Origin of the sequence: Azospirillum canadense, assembly GCF_025961225.1 — a bacterium.
Classification (GTDB): domain Bacteria; phylum Pseudomonadota; class Alphaproteobacteria; order Azospirillales; family Azospirillaceae; genus Azospirillum; species Azospirillum canadense.
Genome location: NZ_JAOQNG010000007.1, coordinates 154,437 through 169,192 on the forward strand (window position 1 = coordinate 154,437; position 14,756 = coordinate 169,192).

The 14,756-nt window shown below is 68.9% G+C and carries 14 protein-coding genes; 12 read left to right on the forward strand and 2 right to left on the reverse strand.

Features of this window, described 5'->3' with window-relative positions; genetic code table 11:
• Positions 1-43: 43 nt before the first annotated feature.
• Positions 44-1,084 (forward strand): ACR3 family arsenite efflux transporter, encoded by a 1,041-nt coding sequence (gene arsB / locus M2351_RS28515; protein ID WP_264660367.1) that lies wholly within the window; start codon positions 44-46, stop codon positions 1,082-1,084.
• 31 nt (positions 1,085-1,115) lie between these two features.
• Here arsB and M2351_RS28520 read toward each other — a convergent pair whose 3' ends face one another.
• Together M2351_RS28520 and M2351_RS28525 are read right to left on the reverse strand one after the other, a co-directional pair.
• Positions 1,116-2,681, reverse strand: a complete 1,566-nt coding sequence (locus tag M2351_RS28520; protein WP_264659412.1) for an aldehyde dehydrogenase (NADP(+)) — start codon at positions 2,679-2,681, stop codon at positions 1,116-1,118.
• A gap of 31 nt (positions 2,682-2,712) precedes the next feature.
• Entirely contained in the window at positions 2,713-3,339 is a 627-nt protein-coding gene (locus tag M2351_RS28525) for an isochorismatase family cysteine hydrolase (RefSeq protein ID WP_264659413.1), read from the reverse strand.
• A 106-nt stretch (positions 3,340-3,445) separates the two neighbouring features.
• On the opposite strand from M2351_RS28525, the gene M2351_RS28530 reads away from it, so the two are divergent.
• The 11 genes from M2351_RS28530 to M2351_RS28580 all read left to right on the forward strand — a co-directional run bounded on the left by M2351_RS28530 (position 3,446) and on the right by M2351_RS28580 (position 14,699).
• Entirely contained in the window at positions 3,446-3,946 is a 501-nt protein-coding gene (locus M2351_RS28530) for a winged helix-turn-helix transcriptional regulator (protein ID WP_264659414.1), read from the forward strand.
• Between the two features lie 47 nt (positions 3,947-3,993).
• Complete coding sequence (locus M2351_RS28535; RefSeq protein ID WP_264659415.1) at positions 3,994-5,160, forward strand: winged helix-turn-helix domain-containing protein; 1,167 nt, start codon at positions 3,994-3,996, stop codon at positions 5,158-5,160.
• Between the two features lie 185 nt (positions 5,161-5,345).
• Complete coding sequence (locus tag M2351_RS28540) at positions 5,346-6,383, forward strand: TRAP transporter substrate-binding protein (RefSeq protein ID WP_264659416.1); 1,038 nt, start codon at positions 5,346-5,348, stop codon at positions 6,381-6,383.
• A 211-nt stretch (positions 6,384-6,594) separates the two neighbouring features.
• Positions 6,595-8,511: a TRAP transporter large permease gene (locus M2351_RS28545; RefSeq protein WP_264659417.1), complete on the forward strand. Its 1,917-nt coding sequence runs from the start codon at positions 6,595-6,597 to the stop codon at positions 8,509-8,511.
• A 33-nt stretch (positions 8,512-8,544) separates the two neighbouring features.
• A complete protein-coding gene (locus M2351_RS28550) occupies positions 8,545-9,588 on the forward strand; it encodes a LacI family DNA-binding transcriptional regulator (RefSeq protein WP_264659418.1) in 1,044 nt (347 codons plus the stop codon).
• A gap of 125 nt (positions 9,589-9,713) precedes the next feature.
• On the forward strand, positions 9,714-10,475 hold the full coding sequence (locus M2351_RS28555; RefSeq protein WP_264659419.1) for an SDR family NAD(P)-dependent oxidoreductase: 762 nt from the start codon (positions 9,714-9,716) through the stop codon (positions 10,473-10,475).
• Between the two features lie 104 nt (positions 10,476-10,579).
• Positions 10,580-11,017, forward strand: coding sequence for an RbsD/FucU family protein (locus M2351_RS28560; RefSeq protein WP_264659420.1), 438 nt, complete (start codon positions 10,580-10,582; stop codon positions 11,015-11,017).
• A 144-nt stretch (positions 11,018-11,161) separates the two neighbouring features.
• Positions 11,162-11,791: an MEDS domain-containing protein gene (locus M2351_RS28565; RefSeq protein ID WP_264659421.1), complete on the forward strand. Its 630-nt coding sequence runs from the start codon at positions 11,162-11,164 to the stop codon at positions 11,789-11,791.
• Positions 11,792-11,881: 90 nt separating this feature from the next.
• Complete coding sequence (locus M2351_RS28570) at positions 11,882-13,594, forward strand: PAS domain-containing sensor histidine kinase (protein ID WP_264659422.1); 1,713 nt, start codon at positions 11,882-11,884, stop codon at positions 13,592-13,594.
• The gene (locus M2351_RS28575; RefSeq protein ID WP_264659423.1) at positions 13,594-14,010 is read left to right on the forward strand and encodes a response regulator transcription factor; all 417 of its coding nucleotides are present in this window, start codon (positions 13,594-13,596) and stop codon (positions 14,008-14,010) included. The genes M2351_RS28570 and M2351_RS28575 overlap by 1 nt, the downstream gene beginning before the upstream one ends.
• A complete protein-coding gene (locus M2351_RS28580) occupies positions 14,007-14,699 on the forward strand; it encodes a response regulator transcription factor (protein ID WP_264659424.1) in 693 nt (230 codons plus the stop codon). Before M2351_RS28575 ends, M2351_RS28580 begins: the two co-directional genes overlap by 4 nt.
• Positions 14,700-14,756 lie beyond the last annotated feature (57 nt).

Here is a 14,756-nt window from a genome sequence, read left to right on the forward strand (position 1 = left end):
CCCTCTTGAAGACGAAGGGGCAGCCCCGCCGGCCCGCCCGGCCATGGGCACCTTCGAGCGTTACCTGAGCGTCTGGGTGGCGCTGTGCATCGTCGCGGGCATCGCGCTGGGCCACCTGATCCCCGGCCTCTTCCGCGCCGTCGCCGCGGCCGAGCTGGCCAAGGTCAACCTTCCGGTCGCGGTGCTGATCTGGCTGATGATCGTGCCGATGCTGCTGAAGATCGACCTCGCCGCCCTGGGCCGGGTGCGGGAGCATTGGCGCGGCGTCGGCGTCACGCTGTTCATCAACTGGGCGGTCAAGCCCTTCTCCATGGCCCTGCTCGGCAGCCTGTTCATCGGCCACCTGTTTGCGCCGCTGCTGCCACCGGACCAGATCCCGTCATACATCGCCGGCCTGGTCCTGCTGGCCGCGGCACCCTGCACCGCGATGGTCTTCGTCTGGTCGAACCTGTGCGAGGGGGAGCCGCACTACACGCTGAGCCAAGTGGCGCTGAACGACCTGATCATGGTCTTCGCCTTCGCGCCGCTGGTCGGGCTTCTGCTCGGCGTCGCCTCCATCACCGTGCCGTGGGACACGCTGCTGCTGTCGGTGGTGCTCTACATCGTCATTCCCGTGGCCGCGGCCCAGCTGTGGCGCCGCCACCTGCTGGCAACGGGCGGCGAGGGTGCGTTGACGAGTACGCTGGGCGTGCTCCAGCCGGTCTCGCTGGTGGCGCTGCTCGCGACACTGGTGCTGCTGTTCGGCTTCCAGGGCGAGGCGATCCTGGGGCAGCCGCTGGTCATCCTGCTGCTGGCGGTGCCGATCCTCATCCAGGTCTACGCCAACGCCGGGCTGGCCTACTGGCTGTCGCGCCGGTTCGGCGTGGCCTGGTGCGTGGCCGCCCCGGCGGCGCTGATCGGCGCGTCGAACTTCTTCGAGCTGGCCGTCGCCGCGGCGATCAGCCTGTTCGGCCTGGGATCGGGCGCGGCGCTCGCCACCGTGGTCGGCGTGCTGGTCGAGGTGCCGGTGATGCTGTCCGTGGTGCGCATCGTCAAGGCGACGCGGCCCTGGTACGAGCAGCGGGCGCCGCACGGCGGTCGATGACCTCCATGCGGCAGCACACCGGCGTCGACGGTCACGCCCCGTCGACGATCCTTGGAACGCCGAGCGGGTTGTCCTGGCGCAGCGCCTCCGGCAGCAGCGCGTCCGGGAAGCCCTGGTAGGAGACCGGGCGCAGGAACCGGTCGATGGCGCTCATGCCGACCGAGGTGAAGCGGCTGTCCGAGGTCGCCGGGAACGGGCCGCCGTGGATCGAGGCGTGGGACACCTCCTGGGGATGGGCGAAGGCGTTCACGACGATGCGGCCGGTGCGCCGCTCCAGGATGGGCAGCAGGCGCCGCGCCAGGGCGGCGTCGGCGTCCTCCATGTGCATGGCCGCCGAAAGCTGACCGCGGAAGGACTTGGCGACGGCGATCAACTCCTCCTCGTCGCGGACCTTCACGAGCAGGGCGGCCGGGCCGAACACCTCCTCCGACAGGGTGGAGTCGGCCAGGAAGCCTGTGCCGTCGACCTCGAACAGCGCCGCGCGGCCATCGAGGTCCGCCGACGGTGAGGCGCCCTCGGTGATGCGCGCGGCGCCGCCCGCCTCCAGCCGTTCCAGGCCGGTCCGATAGGCGCCGTGGATGTCCGGCGTCAGCATGGTGCGCGCCGGGGCGGACGCGATGCGCGCCGACAGGCCTTCCCGCAGGGCGTCGAAGCCCGGGCCCTCGACCGCCAGGAGGATGGCGGGCTTCAGGCACGCCTGCCCGACGTTGACCAGCATCCGTTCAGCGAAGCCGTCGCCGATCGCGCCGCCGCGCACCGACAGGGCGTGCGGCAGGACGAAGGTGGGGTTGACGCTGGTCATCTCGGTAAAGACGGGGATCGGATCCGGCCGACGCTGGGCGCGCCGGTACAGCGCCATGCCGCCGCCTTCCGACCCGGTGAAGGTGACGGCCTTGATCAGCGGATGATCGACCAGCGCCTCGCCCACCGCGTTGCCCGCCCCGCGCACCATCGAGAACACGCCCTGGGGCAGTCCGCACTCCTGGACCACCTTGCGGATGGCGCGGGCCATGATCTCCGACGCGCCGGGGTGGGCGTTGTGCGCCTTCAGCACCACGGTGCAACCCGCCGCCAGCGCCGAGGCGGTGTCGCCGCCAGCGACGGAGTAGGAGATCGGGAAGTTGCTGGCGCCGAAGATGGCGACCGGCCCGATCGCGATCTTCTGCATGCGGTGGTCCATGCGCGGGCGGGGCTGCCGTTCGGGCTGGGCCGGATCGATGGTCGCCTGCAGGAAGCGCCCGCGGCGCACCACCTCGGCGAATTGCCGGAACTGGGTCGCCGCCTTGGCGGCCTCGACTTCCAGCTGCGCCGCGGGCAGCCCCGTTTCCAGCGCGGCGCGCCCGGCCAACTCCGCGCGCACGGCGTCGAGATTGTCGGCGATGCGCTCCAGGAACGCCGCGCGCGCCGCGAGCGTCGTGTGGCTGTAGGCGTCGAACGCCTCGTCGGCGAGGCGGGCGGCCAGATCGACCTCCGCCCGCCCGCCGAGCGTGAAGTCCGGTTCGATCTCCCGGTTGGTGGCGGGGTTGAGCGCCTTCATCGTCCCCTCGGTGGCCGCGATGTCCGCGGCGCCGATGGGAAGCATTCCGGTCAGTGTCATGTGCGTTTCGCTTTCACAAATGGCGTGCCGGTCACGCCCCGGGCAGGGCCGCGATCACCTCGTCCGTCGTCAGGATGGCGTGGGCGAAGGTGGGACCGTTCAGCGCGTGCGCGGCGTGCATCATCTCGTGCGAGAAGGCGGCCGTCGCGTCGCGCACCAGGGTGACGTGATAGCCCAGCTCCATGGCGAAGCGGGCGGTGGATTCGATGCAGGTGTTGGCCAGCAGCCCGACCAGGATCACGTGGGTGATCCCCTTCTGCTTCAGCTGGAAATCCAGGTCGGTGTTGGCGAATCCGCTCTGCGCCCAGTGCTCCTGCGCGACGATGTCGCCGGGCTTGGGCGCGAAGTCAGGGTGCCATTCCCCGCCCCATTCGCCGCGCGCGAAGTGGTGCATCTGCATGATCTTCCGGTGCGTGGGGTTGGGGTGGTCCCACTGTTCATAGTCGCCGGGCTCCCAGCGCCGGTGCGGGACGATCACGACCTGGACGCCGGCCGCCCGCACCGCGCCGTCGATCCGGCGCAGGTTGTCGAGAAGCCCGACCTCGTCAGCGATCGGCTTGATGTGGGGGTGGACCTTTCCACCCTCGGAGAGGAAATCGTTGTAGGGGTCGACGAGGAGAAGCGCGGTCCGCCCGCGCGGGTAGGTGGTTTCGGCCATTGGCCAACTCCTTCGGCCGCTACGCGGCCCTTGCGTTTGCGTCAACGGCGCCCCACACTACCTATGAAAATCATAGTGTCAAGTCCCTATGAAAAGGAAAGTGATAATGACCGGGAAAAGCCCTGCCGCCGAAACCCTGTGTCCGGTGGCCCGAACCGAGGCGGTCGTGGGCGATCGCTGGACGGTGCTGATCCTGCGTGAGCTGTTCATGGGCGGGCACCGCTTCGAGGAAATCCAGGCCCAGACCGGAGCCACGCCGCAGATGATCGCGGCGCGCCTGAAGACGCTGGAGGCCGACGGCCTTGTGGAGCGCCGCGTCTACAACAAGCGGCCGCTGCGGCACGAGTATCACCTGACGGAGAAGGGCGAAGCCTTTCACCCCGTGCTTCTGGCGCTGCGCGCCTGGGGGGAAATGTGGTGTAAATCGCCGGACGAGGGTGTTGCCGTGCACTACACCCACCGGCCTTGCGGCCAACCGGCCGGGGTCGGCACCGTGTGCGAGTCCTGCGGCCACCCCCTGCGCCGCGCGGACCTCGTCGCTGAGCCGAGCCCTGCATACCGGGCCGAACGCGAGGCGCGGTGGGAGGCGTTCAAGGGCGTCCGTTAACAATAGGGCCGGGAACAATGACGACCGGTAACGAAAGGGACAGCGACGTGAGCCTTTCCTCCTTTCCGATCACTTCCTCCTTTTCGATCACTGGGCAACAGGCGCGGGCGATCTGGCTGCGCGCGCAGCGCCTGGACGAGGCGGCGCCGTTCGGTTCCGGCGCGGAGGCGGCGCGTCGGGCGGTGGAGCATCTCGGCTATGTCCAGATCGACGCCATCAACGTCATCAAGCGCAGCCACCACCATATCCTCTTCACCCGCATCCCCGACTACCGGCCGTCGGACCTCGACCGGGCGCAGGCCGCCGACAAGACGGTGTTCGAATACTGGACCCACGCCCTGTCCTATGTCTCCGTCGGCGATTTCCGCTTCTTCCGGCCGGCGATGGCCGCGTTCCGGGCCGCGCCGCCCAAGTCCTTCGAATCCCTGGACCCGGCCGACTACGCCGCGATGCTGAGGCGGATCGAGACGGAGGGGCCGATCGCGATCCGCGACATCGATGACGATGTGCTGGTGGAGAAGACCCACCCCTGGGGCAGCCGCAAGCCGTCGCGGCGGGCGCTGCGCTACGGCTTCTTCGCCGGTGACCTGGTCGTCAGCAAGCGGACCGGCATCGAGAAGACCTACGATTTGACGGACCGCCATTTCGGCTGGCCACAATCCCCACAGACGGCCACGGAAGAGGAGGTCGCGGCCTATCTGCTGGACCGCGCCCTGCGGTCACAGGGGCTGGTCAGCCTGGACTCCGCCAGCTACGGCGTCACGCGGGCGAAGGCCGCCCTGTCCCGGATCATCGACGCCCGTGTCGCGGCGGGCGCGCTCGTCCCGGTCCATCCCGACGGGCAGGAGAAACTGCGGCACTGGACCACGCCGGAGGCTTTGGAGGACAGCCGGGACCGCACCGTCGCCCGACGCGTCCACATCCTGTCGCCCTTCGACCCGCTGGTGATCCAGCGCAAGCGCTTCAAGCTGTTCTTTGGTCACGAGCACCGCTTCGAGGCCTACGTGCCGCCCGCGCAGCGGGTCTACGGCTATTTCACCCTGCCGGTGATCGCCGGCCAGCGCCCGGTGGCGGTCCTGGACCTGAAGATGGACCGGCCGTCGAAGACCCTGCTGATCCAGAAGTGGTCGTGGCTGGTCGACCCCAGCCCATCGCTGAAGGGCCGGATCGACCGGGAACTCCAACGCTTCGAGGCGTTCCAGCGCGGCGCCTGACCGGCCACGATTCCACCTGTGGATTCCACCTGGGAGCACCCGGCTTCCGCCGCATGGCTATGCGTTCCGCCATGCCCTTCCGTCATTGGTGCAACGTTACACTAAACCGCTTTTCAAGCGCGCGGCGTTGGTGTAACGATGCACCAAATGGTTTCGCATGAATGAACCAGATCGGAGGAAGGTCCATGAAGAGCTTGTCACGCCGCCAGTTCGTCGCCACCGGAGCGACCATCGGGGCGGCCCTTGCGTTGGGTCCGGCACTGAAGACCGCGCAGGCTGCACCGGCCGTCAAGCTGCTGGTGTCGTCGTCGATGCAGAAGGACGCCCAGACGAGCGCGCACTACGCGTGGTTCGAGCGGTTCGCGTCGAACGTCCAGGCCAGCCTCGGCGACAAGGTCGAGCTGACCTACTTCCCCAACGGCCAGTTGGGCAAGGAGGCGGATGTCATCCAGCAGGTCAAGTCGGGGGGCGTCGACATGGCGGTCACCGGCTCGTCCAACTTGGCGACGATCTGTCCCGAGTTCGGCATGCTCGATTACGGCTACGTGTTCGACAGCTACCAGCATGCGGCCAAGGCCCTGGATTCCGGCGTCAGCGAGCAGCTCGGCAAAATCATCCGCGACAAGACCGGCGTGAGCGTCGTCGGCTGGGGCTTCCATTTCGGCGCGCGCAGCGTCTACACCAAGAACAAGCTGGCCACGATGGCCGAGCTGAAGGGCGTGAAGCTGCGCGTCCTCCCGGCCCCGGCCTTCCTGCAGACCTTCTCGCTGCTCGACGCCATCCCCACCCCGGTGCCGGTCAACGAACTCTACACCGCCCTGCAGACCGGCGTGGTGGATGGGTTCGAGCATGACCCGGGAACCGCCATCGACGGCAAGTTCTACGAGGTCGCCAAGAACTGCCTGCTGACCGAGCACCTGTTCAGCCCGATGTGCGCGATCATCGGCAAGCGCGCCCTGGCCAAGATCCCGGCCGACCTGCAGCCGGCCTTCCTCCAGGCGGCGCGCGACGCGACCATCGGCCAGCGCGACTACGCTGTCGGCAAGGCCAAGGAGACCCTCGACAAGCTGGCGCAGCTCGGCGTGGCGATCACGCCGGTCAGCCCGGACGAGCGCAAGGCCGCGCAGAAGGTCATCGCGGAACAGCTGTGGGCCAAGTTCGGGGAGCAGTACCCGGCCACCAAGCCCGCCTTCGCCGTCATCGACCAGACGCGCAGCATCTAAAGCGAATTTGCATTCGCTTTAGATTCAAACGGCCTCATTCGCCGGCCGGGCTTCGGTCGCACGTGCGACCGGGCCCGCCGTCGCGGTCCAAAGCGGATCTCTGTCCGCTTTGACGCTCCGGCGAACGCCGACCGACTCCGAGGCGCCCTCGGGTCGCGGATTCCGGTCCGTGCCCCGGGGGTGCGCGTGAAGCCCGCGCGAGAGGTGAGCCATGGCTCCGAGCACCCCCACCCACAACGCGTCCACGGTCGACCTCGCGACCGTGCCGCCCGCGCTATCCCTGTCCGGCCCCTTTTCCGGCAGGGCCGGCGACCTCCTGGCCAAGGTGGTCCGGGCCACGGAGCTGTTCTCCGCCGTGGCCCTCGCCGTGGACGTCGTTATCGTCTTCGTGTCCGTGGTCCTGCGCTACTTCCTTCATTCGCCGGTCAGCTGGGCGGAGGAGGTAGCGAGCGCCCTGATGGTCGTGCAGGTCTTCCTCGGCGCCGCGACGACGCTGGCGCGCGGCGGGCATTCCGGCATCGACGTCTTTCGCGGGCATTTGCCGGCCTCCTGGCAGGCCTCGATCGTGCAGCTCTGCTACTGGATCGTCCTGGCGGTCTCCGTCGGCCTGTTCCTGTCGATGGCCGACCTCACGCTCGACACCATCGAGGACACCACCCCGTTCGGGCTGTCGACCGGGATCTTCACCTACCCGGCGCTGGTCGGCAGCCTGTTCATGGCGGTCTTCGCCACGGCGAACGCGCTGGCCGGGCCGGCGCGGACGGTGTGGGCGACGCTGGCCGGGGCGGTCGTCCTCGTGGCCGGGGTGTGGGCGTGGAACGGCGCCGTCCCCGACCACGCCGTCACGCCCGGCTTCCTGCTCTGCGGCGGCTTCGTCGTCACGCTGTTGATGGGCGTGCCCATCGCCTTCGCGCTGGCCTTCGCGTCGCTGCTCTACTTCCTGACGAACCCGAGCCTGCCGATGCTGATCTACGCCCAGCAGGTGCTGTCGGGGTCGGAGCATTTCGTCCTGCTGGCCATTCCCTTCTTCGTCCTGGCCGGCTTGGCCATGGAGGTCAACGGGATGTCGCTGCGGCTCATCGAGCTGCTGCTGCGGCTGATGGGGCGGGTGCGCGGCGGGTTCAACCTGATCCTGATCATCGCGACGGCGATCTTCTCCGGCATCTCCGGGTCGAAGCTGGCGGACGTCGCGGCGGTCGGCGGCATCCTGATGCCCGCCATCCGCAAGACCCGCCAGGACCCCAACGACGCGGCCGGCCTGCTGGCCTGCACCGCGATCATGTCGGAGACGATCCCGCCCTGCGTGAACATGATCATCTTCGGCTTCGTCGCGAACATCTCGATCGGCGGGCTCTTTGCCGCCGGCCTGCTGCCCGCCGGCGTGCTGCTGGTGGCGCTGGCGGTGGTGGCGGTCTATTGCGGCAAGCGCGTCAATCCCGACGAGGCGTTCGAGGTCCGCACGCCGTGGCCGTCGCTGATCGCCGGCGCGCTGGTCGGGCTCGTCATGATCGTGATGATCGGGCGCGGCGTCATGGCTGGCATCGCCACCTCCACCGAGATTTCCGCCTTCGCCGTGGTCTACGCCCTGGTCATCGGCGGCATGGCCTTCCGTGAACTCACCTGGTCGTCGGTCGTCGCCCTGTTCGTCCGTGCGTCGTCGCTGACCGGGGCGATCCTGTTCATCGTCGCCGCGGCGTCCAGCGTCTCCTTCGCGCTGACCATCGAGCAGATCCCGCAGCAGCTGTCGGCGCACCTCGTGGCCTTCGGCGCCAGCTACGGCAAGGACGTGTTCCTGGTCGCCGCGTCGCTGATGATGATCGCCTTCGGCGCGGTGCTGGAAGGCGCGCCGGCGCTGATCATCTTCGGCCCGCTGCTGACGCCGATCGCCGCGCAGTTGGGCGTCGACCCGCTGCATTTCGGCACGATCATGGTCATTTCCATGGGCCTTGGGCTGTTCTCGCCGCCGGTGGGGCTCGGCCTGTTTGCCACCTGCACCATCACGGGGACCCAGCTGAAGGACGTCGTCCGGCCGATGGGCAAGTACCTGGCGGTGCTGTTCCTCGCCCTTTTGGTTCTGATCTTCGTGCCGACCTTCTCATTGCTTCTGCCGCGCCTGTGGGGATTCTAGAATGCGGACCGGCCGAGACGCGGAGGAAGCGCCATGAGCACCATACAGGACGTCGCCCGGCGTGCGGGGGTTTCCAACAGCACGGTGTCGAACGTGCTGAACGGCCGCACCAACCGCATGCGCGGCGACACGCTCGCCCGCATCGAGGCCGCCATCGAGGAACTCGGCTTCCAGCCGAACCGCGCGGCGCGCCTGCTGAAGACCGGGCACACGCCGCTGATCGGGCTGCTGGTGCCGTCCATCGCCAACCCCAGCTACGCCGCCCTTGGGCAGGAGGTCGAGACCGCCGCGCGCCGCCACGGCCACCGGGTGCTGATGGGCAACACCCACCGCAGCCCCGAAAACGAGATGGAGTTCTTCGCCGACCTGCTGTCGCACGGGGCGCGCGGCGTGATCGTCTTCTCGTCCCTGCTCGACGACAGCTACTTCCAGCAATATGTCGAGCGCGGGCTGGTGGTGGTGAGCTTCGACAGCCGGCCGGGGCATGACCGGACGCCGCTGGTCGATTACGTGTCGATGGACAACTTCGTGGCGGGCCGGCTCGCCGTCGATCACCTCCGCGGCTTCGGCCACAGCCGGCTGGCCTTCCTCAGCGCCAGCGGGCAGACGACCAGCCGCCGGGAGAAGATCGCCGGCTTCCTGGCTGCGGCGGAGGAGGCCGGAATCGCGGACAGCGTCCAGGTGCTGTCCGGCCGGACCTGCTCGGAATACGGCGACGCGGAAATGGCCGAGGTCGGCCGCGCCCTGGCCGCCGAGGTGATGGCGGCCGAAGCGCTTCCGACCGGCGTCGTCACCATCAACGACATGCTGGCCATCGGCTTCATCGCCGGGCTTGCCGAGCGCGGCCTGAAGGTGCCGGACGACGTCTCCGTCGTCGGCATGGACAACATCCTCCTCGCGACCCTGGTCAGCCCGCCGCTCACCTCAATCGGCGGACCGCTGACGGACATGGCGGACACCATGATCGACCGCGTGGTCCAGCGCCTTGCCGATCCCGGCATCGCACCGGCTGAATTCCTGTTCGCGCCGGCGCTGGTCCCACGCGGATCGGTCGGGCCGCCGCGCCCGGCGCGGTAACGCCCGAAGACAGCACACACAGCGGAACGGACATCCCCCGGCGCGCGCGATCGCGGCGCCGACGGGAGGCGTCTGCCCGCGGACAACGACAGAACGACTGCAAACATCATTCGAAGGAGCAAGCCATGGGTTCACTGGTTGGCAAGCGCGCTCTCGTCACGGGAGCCGGGCATGGCATCGGCAAGGCGGTCGCGGAGGGTCTCCTCCGGGCGGGCTGCGATCTGGCGATCCACTATCACTCGGGGGACGAAGGGCCGCTGGAACTTGTCGCCCTGGCGGAGTCGCTCGGCCGCCGGGCCAGCCACTTCCGGGCCAACCTGACCGATGAGACCGCGGCGGCCGCCCTGGTGAAGGATGCGGTCGGCTTCCTCGGCGGGCTCGACGTCCTCGTCAACAACGCCGGCGGCCTGGTCGAGCGGCGCCACCTGGAGCAGGTGGACCTACCGTTCTGGCAGAAGGTCATCGACATCAACATGACCACGACGATGCTGATCACGCGCGAGGCGGTGCCGCACCTCGCCGACGCGAATGGGGCCTCAATCATCAATCTCTCGTCGCTCGCCGGACGCAAGGGCGGGCACGGCGGGTCGCTCGTCTACTCCATGACCAAGGGCGCGATCCTGACCCTCACCCGCGCGTTGGCCGCCGAACTGGCGCCGCGCGGCATCCGCGTGAACGCCGTGGCACCAGGCCTCATCCTCGGCACGCGCTTCCACAACACGCACACGACCAAGGAGTCCGCCGACGAGACTGTCCGAGGGATTCCGCTGGCGCGCGCCGGCGACGTCAACGACGTCGCCCGACCGATCGTCTTCCTGGCCTCCGAATACGATGGCTTCATCACCGGCGAGACGATCGACATCAACGGCGGCGTGTACTGCGCCTGACCCCGCGATGACGGTTCGCCGCTCCCCGCCGCCTTGGGGGTTCCCAAGAGGACACCCCCGGGGCGGCGGAGAGCCATCCGGTCCCCCCTTCCACGAGTCCTCTAATGCTCAAGACCAAGCTCCTCCACCCGGAGATTCTGCGCGCACTCGCCAGTTCCGGACACTTCTCGCAGGTGTTGATCGCGGACGGGAACTACCCCGTCGCGACGCACGCCGGGCCGAACGCCGCGAAGGTGCACCTCAACTTGGCGCCGGGCCTGCTGAAGACCACCGACGTGCTGCGGGTCCTCGTCGACGCCATTCCGATCCAGGCCGCCGCGCTCATGCAGGTCCCGACCGGAGAGACGCCGGCCATCCACGGCGAATACGCCGGGATGCTGCCGGAGGGCGCCGAGGTGACCCGCCTGGAGCGCGCCGCCTTCTACGAGGCCGTCCGCTCCCCGCTGACGTCGCTCGTCATCGCGACGGGCGAGACCCGCCGCTTCGCGAACCTGCTGCTCACCGTCGGCGTGGTGAAGCTGGAGCAGAGCGAGGATTATTGAGCCCCGGTCCACGCTGGGGCGAACCGACACCAAGGTATAATGGGTAAGGGGTGCCACGGGGCGTATCCTCCTCCGCCACACAGCAATCGGCCCGCGGATCGGCCGACCGTGCCGCGGGCGCGCTCCGCACAGGAGGTGTCCTGGATGAGGAAGCCCCCGGCGCCCATTCCCTTCGCGGGATCGACGCTCGACCGGACGCGGCACGTCTGCGCGTTCTTCAACAGCGAGGACGAGGAATACCGCGTGCTCCTGCCGTTCATCAGGGACGGCTTCGCGTGCGGCGACAAGGCGGTCCACATCGTCCATCCCGGCCGACACCACGACCATCTCCGGCGCCTGACCTCCGTCGGGATCGACGTGGCGGACGCGCAGCGCCGCGACCAGCTGGAGCTGCGTACGACCGACGAGGTCTATCTCAGCGACGGCCGCTTCGACCAGGACCGCATGCTCGCCGCCTTCGAACGGATGGCCAGCGGGAACGCCGGGGGAGCCTACGGGCCCAGCCGCATCATCTGCCAGATGGAGTGGGCGACCGAGGACCGATCCCATCTCGACGACCTGGTCGAGTTCGAAGCCCGCGTGAACGGCGTGTGGAGCCGGCACGACGACGCGGTGATCTGCGTCTACGATCTGGCGAAGTTCGGCGGAGCGACGGTGATCGACATCATGCGGACCCATCCCATGATCATCATTGGCGGCATTCTCCAGGAAAATCCCTTCTTCGTGCCCCCGCAGGATTTCCTGCGCGAGATCAGGGAGCGGCGCGCCAGGTAGGCACCACCGCCCGGGACCGCCAGGACCGCCACAGGGGACCGCCACAAGGGTCCGCCACAAGGGTTCGCCACCCGGGACCGCCGTCCGACCATGGAACCGGAACAGCTTGGGGCGGAGATCCAGCGGCTCCAACTCTGCATCAACGATCTGGTCGGCATCCTCGCCCTGCCGGCGACCTGGGTCCGCGGCGAACCGCAGACGATCGTCCAGAGCCTGCTGGACTCGCTGATGCGCATGGTGGACCTCGACCTCGTCTATCTGCGGATGACGGATCCGGTCGGCGACGCGCCGTGCGAGCTGGTCCGGTTCGACCGATCGGGAAGGGACGGGCCACGGCCGCAGGAGGTCGGGCGGCTGCTCGCCCCCTGGCTGGACGCCGATCCGCAGGCGTGGCCGGCGCGGCTTGCCGTGGGAGGCACAGACCTCGCGATCCTGCCGCAGCGCCTTGGGCTCCATGGCGAGATCGGCCTGCTGGTCGCCGGCGCGACGCGCAAGGGCTTTCCGCGGGAGACGGAACGGCTGCTGGTCAGCGTCATGGCGAACCAGGCGACGGTCGGCTTGCAGGGCGCCCGGCACCTCAGCGAGCAGAAACGGGTTGCCGAGGAACTCGACCGGCGCGTCGCGCAGCGCACCGCCGAGCTTGCGGCGGCCAACTCCGAACTGCGGCGGCAGATGGCCGAGCGACGGCAGGCCGAGGAGGCGTTGGCGGCGAACGAGCGGAACCTCGACCAGACCATCAACTCGATCCCCGGGCTGGTGTGGTCGACGCGCACGGACGGAACCGCCGAGTTCTTCAACCAGCACTACCTCGACTATGTAGGCCGGCCGTCGGACGCCATGCAGGGCTGGGGCTGGATCGCCGCCGTCCATCCGAACGATCTGCCCGGCCTGATGGACGCCTGGCAATCGATCAGGGCGCAGGGATGCACCGGAGAGGCCGAGGCCCGGCTGCGCCGCGTCGACGGGACGTATCGCCGGTTCCTGCTCCGCGTCAACCCGTTCCACGACGAAGGCGGTGCCGTCGTCCGCTGGTTCGGCATCAACACCGACATCGAGGACTGGAAGGAAGCGCAGGACGAGCTGCGCGACACGCAGGCGGAACTGGCGCGCGTCACGCGCGTGATGACCATGGGGCAGCTCACCGCCTCCATTGCGCACGAGATCAACCAGCCCCTGTCGGGCATCATGACCAACGCCAGCACCTGCCTGCGCATGCTCGCCACCGATCCGCCCAACGTGGCGGGCGCTCTTGAGACCGCGCGCCGGACGATCCGGGACGGAAAGCGCGCGTCGGACGTGATCGCGCGGCTGCGGGAACTCTTCGGCAAGCGGGGCACGGCGGCCGAGGCCGTGGACCTGAACCGGGCGACGGAGGAGGTGATCGCCCTGACATCGACGGAGATTCAGCGGTGCGGCGTGAGCCTGCGGATGGAACTGGCGGGCGATCTCCCGCCGGTGACCGGGGACCGCGTCCAGCTTCAGCAGGTCATTCTGAACCTGATCCTCAACGCCACGGAGGCGATGCGCGACGTGGACGAGCGGTTGCGGGAGCTTCGGATCGCGACCGGCCGCATGGAGGCGGGCGGCGTCGGTCTGACGGTGACAGACAGCGGGGTAGGGTTCGACCCGGCCACTGTCGAAACGCTCTTCAACCCGTTCTACACCACCAAGAGCGACGGCATGGGGATCGGGCTGTCGGTCAGCCGGTCGATCGTCCAGAACCACCAGGGACGCCTCTGGGCGGAGCCCAACGAGGGGGCGGGGGCGACCTTCCGGCTGTCGCTGCCAGCGGGGCATCCGTGATGCAGGATCGCGCGTTCGTAGCCGTCGTCGACGACGACGAGTCCGTCCGGGAGGCGCTACCCGATCTGGTTCGCGAGTTCGGCTACGAGGCCGCGGCCTTCGCGTCGGCGGAGGAATTCCTGACGTCGGGCTGCCTTCCGCGGACCCGCTGCCTCCTGCTCGACATCGCCATGCTCGGCATGTCCGGGCTGGATCTGCAACGCGAACTGGTCCGCCGCGGGCAGGCGGTCCCGATCGTGTTCATCACCGCCCACGGGGATGAGAGCGTGCGCGTGCGACTGCGCGAGGGCGGCGCCGTCGAATGCCTGTTGAAGCCGTTCAGCGACACGGCCCTGCTGGAAGCGCTGGACGCGGCGGTCGGATCGGGCGCACGGGCGTCGGCCCTGCGCCCCGGAATGGGAGGGACCCAACAATGAACAACCTGGGAATCGAAGGGCTTGGAACGGACCGGCCGGACTTGGCGGTCGGCGGCGCGCGGGTTTCGGCCGTGCCGGATGCCACGCCGATCGTCTACGTCGTCGACGACGACATCTCGGTGCGGGAGTCGCTGGAAGCGCTGATCCGGCACGCGGGCTGGCATCCGGAGGTTTTCGCGTCGGCGCAGGACTTCCTGTCGCAGCCGCCGGCGCCATGCCCCAGCTGCTTGGTGCTCGACGTCACCCTGCCGGACCTCAACGGGCTCGACCTTCAGCAGCGCGTCGCCGCCGAGCGGGCCGACATGCCCATCATCTTCATCACGGGCTATGGCGACGTGCCGATGACGGTGCGGGCGATGAAGGCGGGCGCCATGGAGTTCCTGACCAAGCCGTTCGGCGACGACGTGCTGCTGGAGGCCATCCGCAGCGCGCTCGGGCGCAGCGAGGGCGCCTTCGGCCAAGTGAGCGAGCTGCGCCGGCTGCAGGACCGCTACGCCACGCTCAGCGGGCGCGAGCGGGAGGTCATGGCGCTGGTCGTCTCGGGCCTGATGAACAAGCAGGTCGGCGGCTCCCTGGGCATCAGCGAGATCACCGTGAAGGCCCACCGCGGCCGGGTCATGCGCAAGATGCAGGCCGGCTCCTTCGCCGACCTCGTCAACATCGCCGCGAAGCTGCGCATTCCGAATTAGGCAAGCGGGGACCGGCGGGCGCGGGCGACACCATGGTATCGGCGATACCTTCGTCCG

What these genes read in the sequence shown, in the direction of transcription:
- arsB (WP_264660367.1), top strand. Translation starts at nt 44, where the DNA reads ATGGGCACCTTCGAGCGTTACCTGAGCGTCTGGGTGGCGCTGTGCATC.
- M2351_RS28570 (WP_264659422.1), top strand. Translation starts at nt 11,882, where the DNA reads ATGGAACCGGAACAGCTTGGGGCGGAGATCCAGCGGCTCCAACTCTGC.
- M2351_RS28545 (WP_264659417.1), top strand. Translation starts at nt 6,595, where the DNA reads ATGGCTCCGAGCACCCCCACCCACAACGCGTCCACGGTCGACCTCGCG.
- M2351_RS28520 (WP_264659412.1), bottom strand. Translation starts at nt 2,681, where the DNA reads ATGACACTGACCGGAATGCTTCCCATCGGCGCCGCGGACATCGCGGCC.
- M2351_RS28555 (WP_264659419.1), top strand. Translation starts at nt 9,714, where the DNA reads ATGGGTTCACTGGTTGGCAAGCGCGCTCTCGTCACGGGAGCCGGGCAT.
- M2351_RS28525 (WP_264659413.1), bottom strand. Translation starts at nt 3,339, where the DNA reads ATGGCCGAAACCACCTACCCGCGCGGGCGGACCGCGCTTCTCCTCGTC.
- M2351_RS28540 (WP_264659416.1), top strand. Translation starts at nt 5,346, where the DNA reads ATGAAGAGCTTGTCACGCCGCCAGTTCGTCGCCACCGGAGCGACCATC.
- M2351_RS28550 (WP_264659418.1), top strand. Translation starts at nt 8,545, where the DNA reads ATGAGCACCATACAGGACGTCGCCCGGCGTGCGGGGGTTTCCAACAGC.
- M2351_RS28530 (WP_264659414.1), top strand. Translation starts at nt 3,446, where the DNA reads ATGACCGGGAAAAGCCCTGCCGCCGAAACCCTGTGTCCGGTGGCCCGA.
- M2351_RS28565 (WP_264659421.1), top strand. Translation starts at nt 11,162, where the DNA reads ATGAGGAAGCCCCCGGCGCCCATTCCCTTCGCGGGATCGACGCTCGAC.
- M2351_RS28575 (WP_264659423.1), top strand. Translation starts at nt 13,594, where the DNA reads ATGCAGGATCGCGCGTTCGTAGCCGTCGTCGACGACGACGAGTCCGTC.
- M2351_RS28560 (WP_264659420.1), top strand. Translation starts at nt 10,580, where the DNA reads ATGCTCAAGACCAAGCTCCTCCACCCGGAGATTCTGCGCGCACTCGCC.
- M2351_RS28580 (WP_264659424.1), top strand. Translation starts at nt 14,007, where the DNA reads ATGAACAACCTGGGAATCGAAGGGCTTGGAACGGACCGGCCGGACTTG.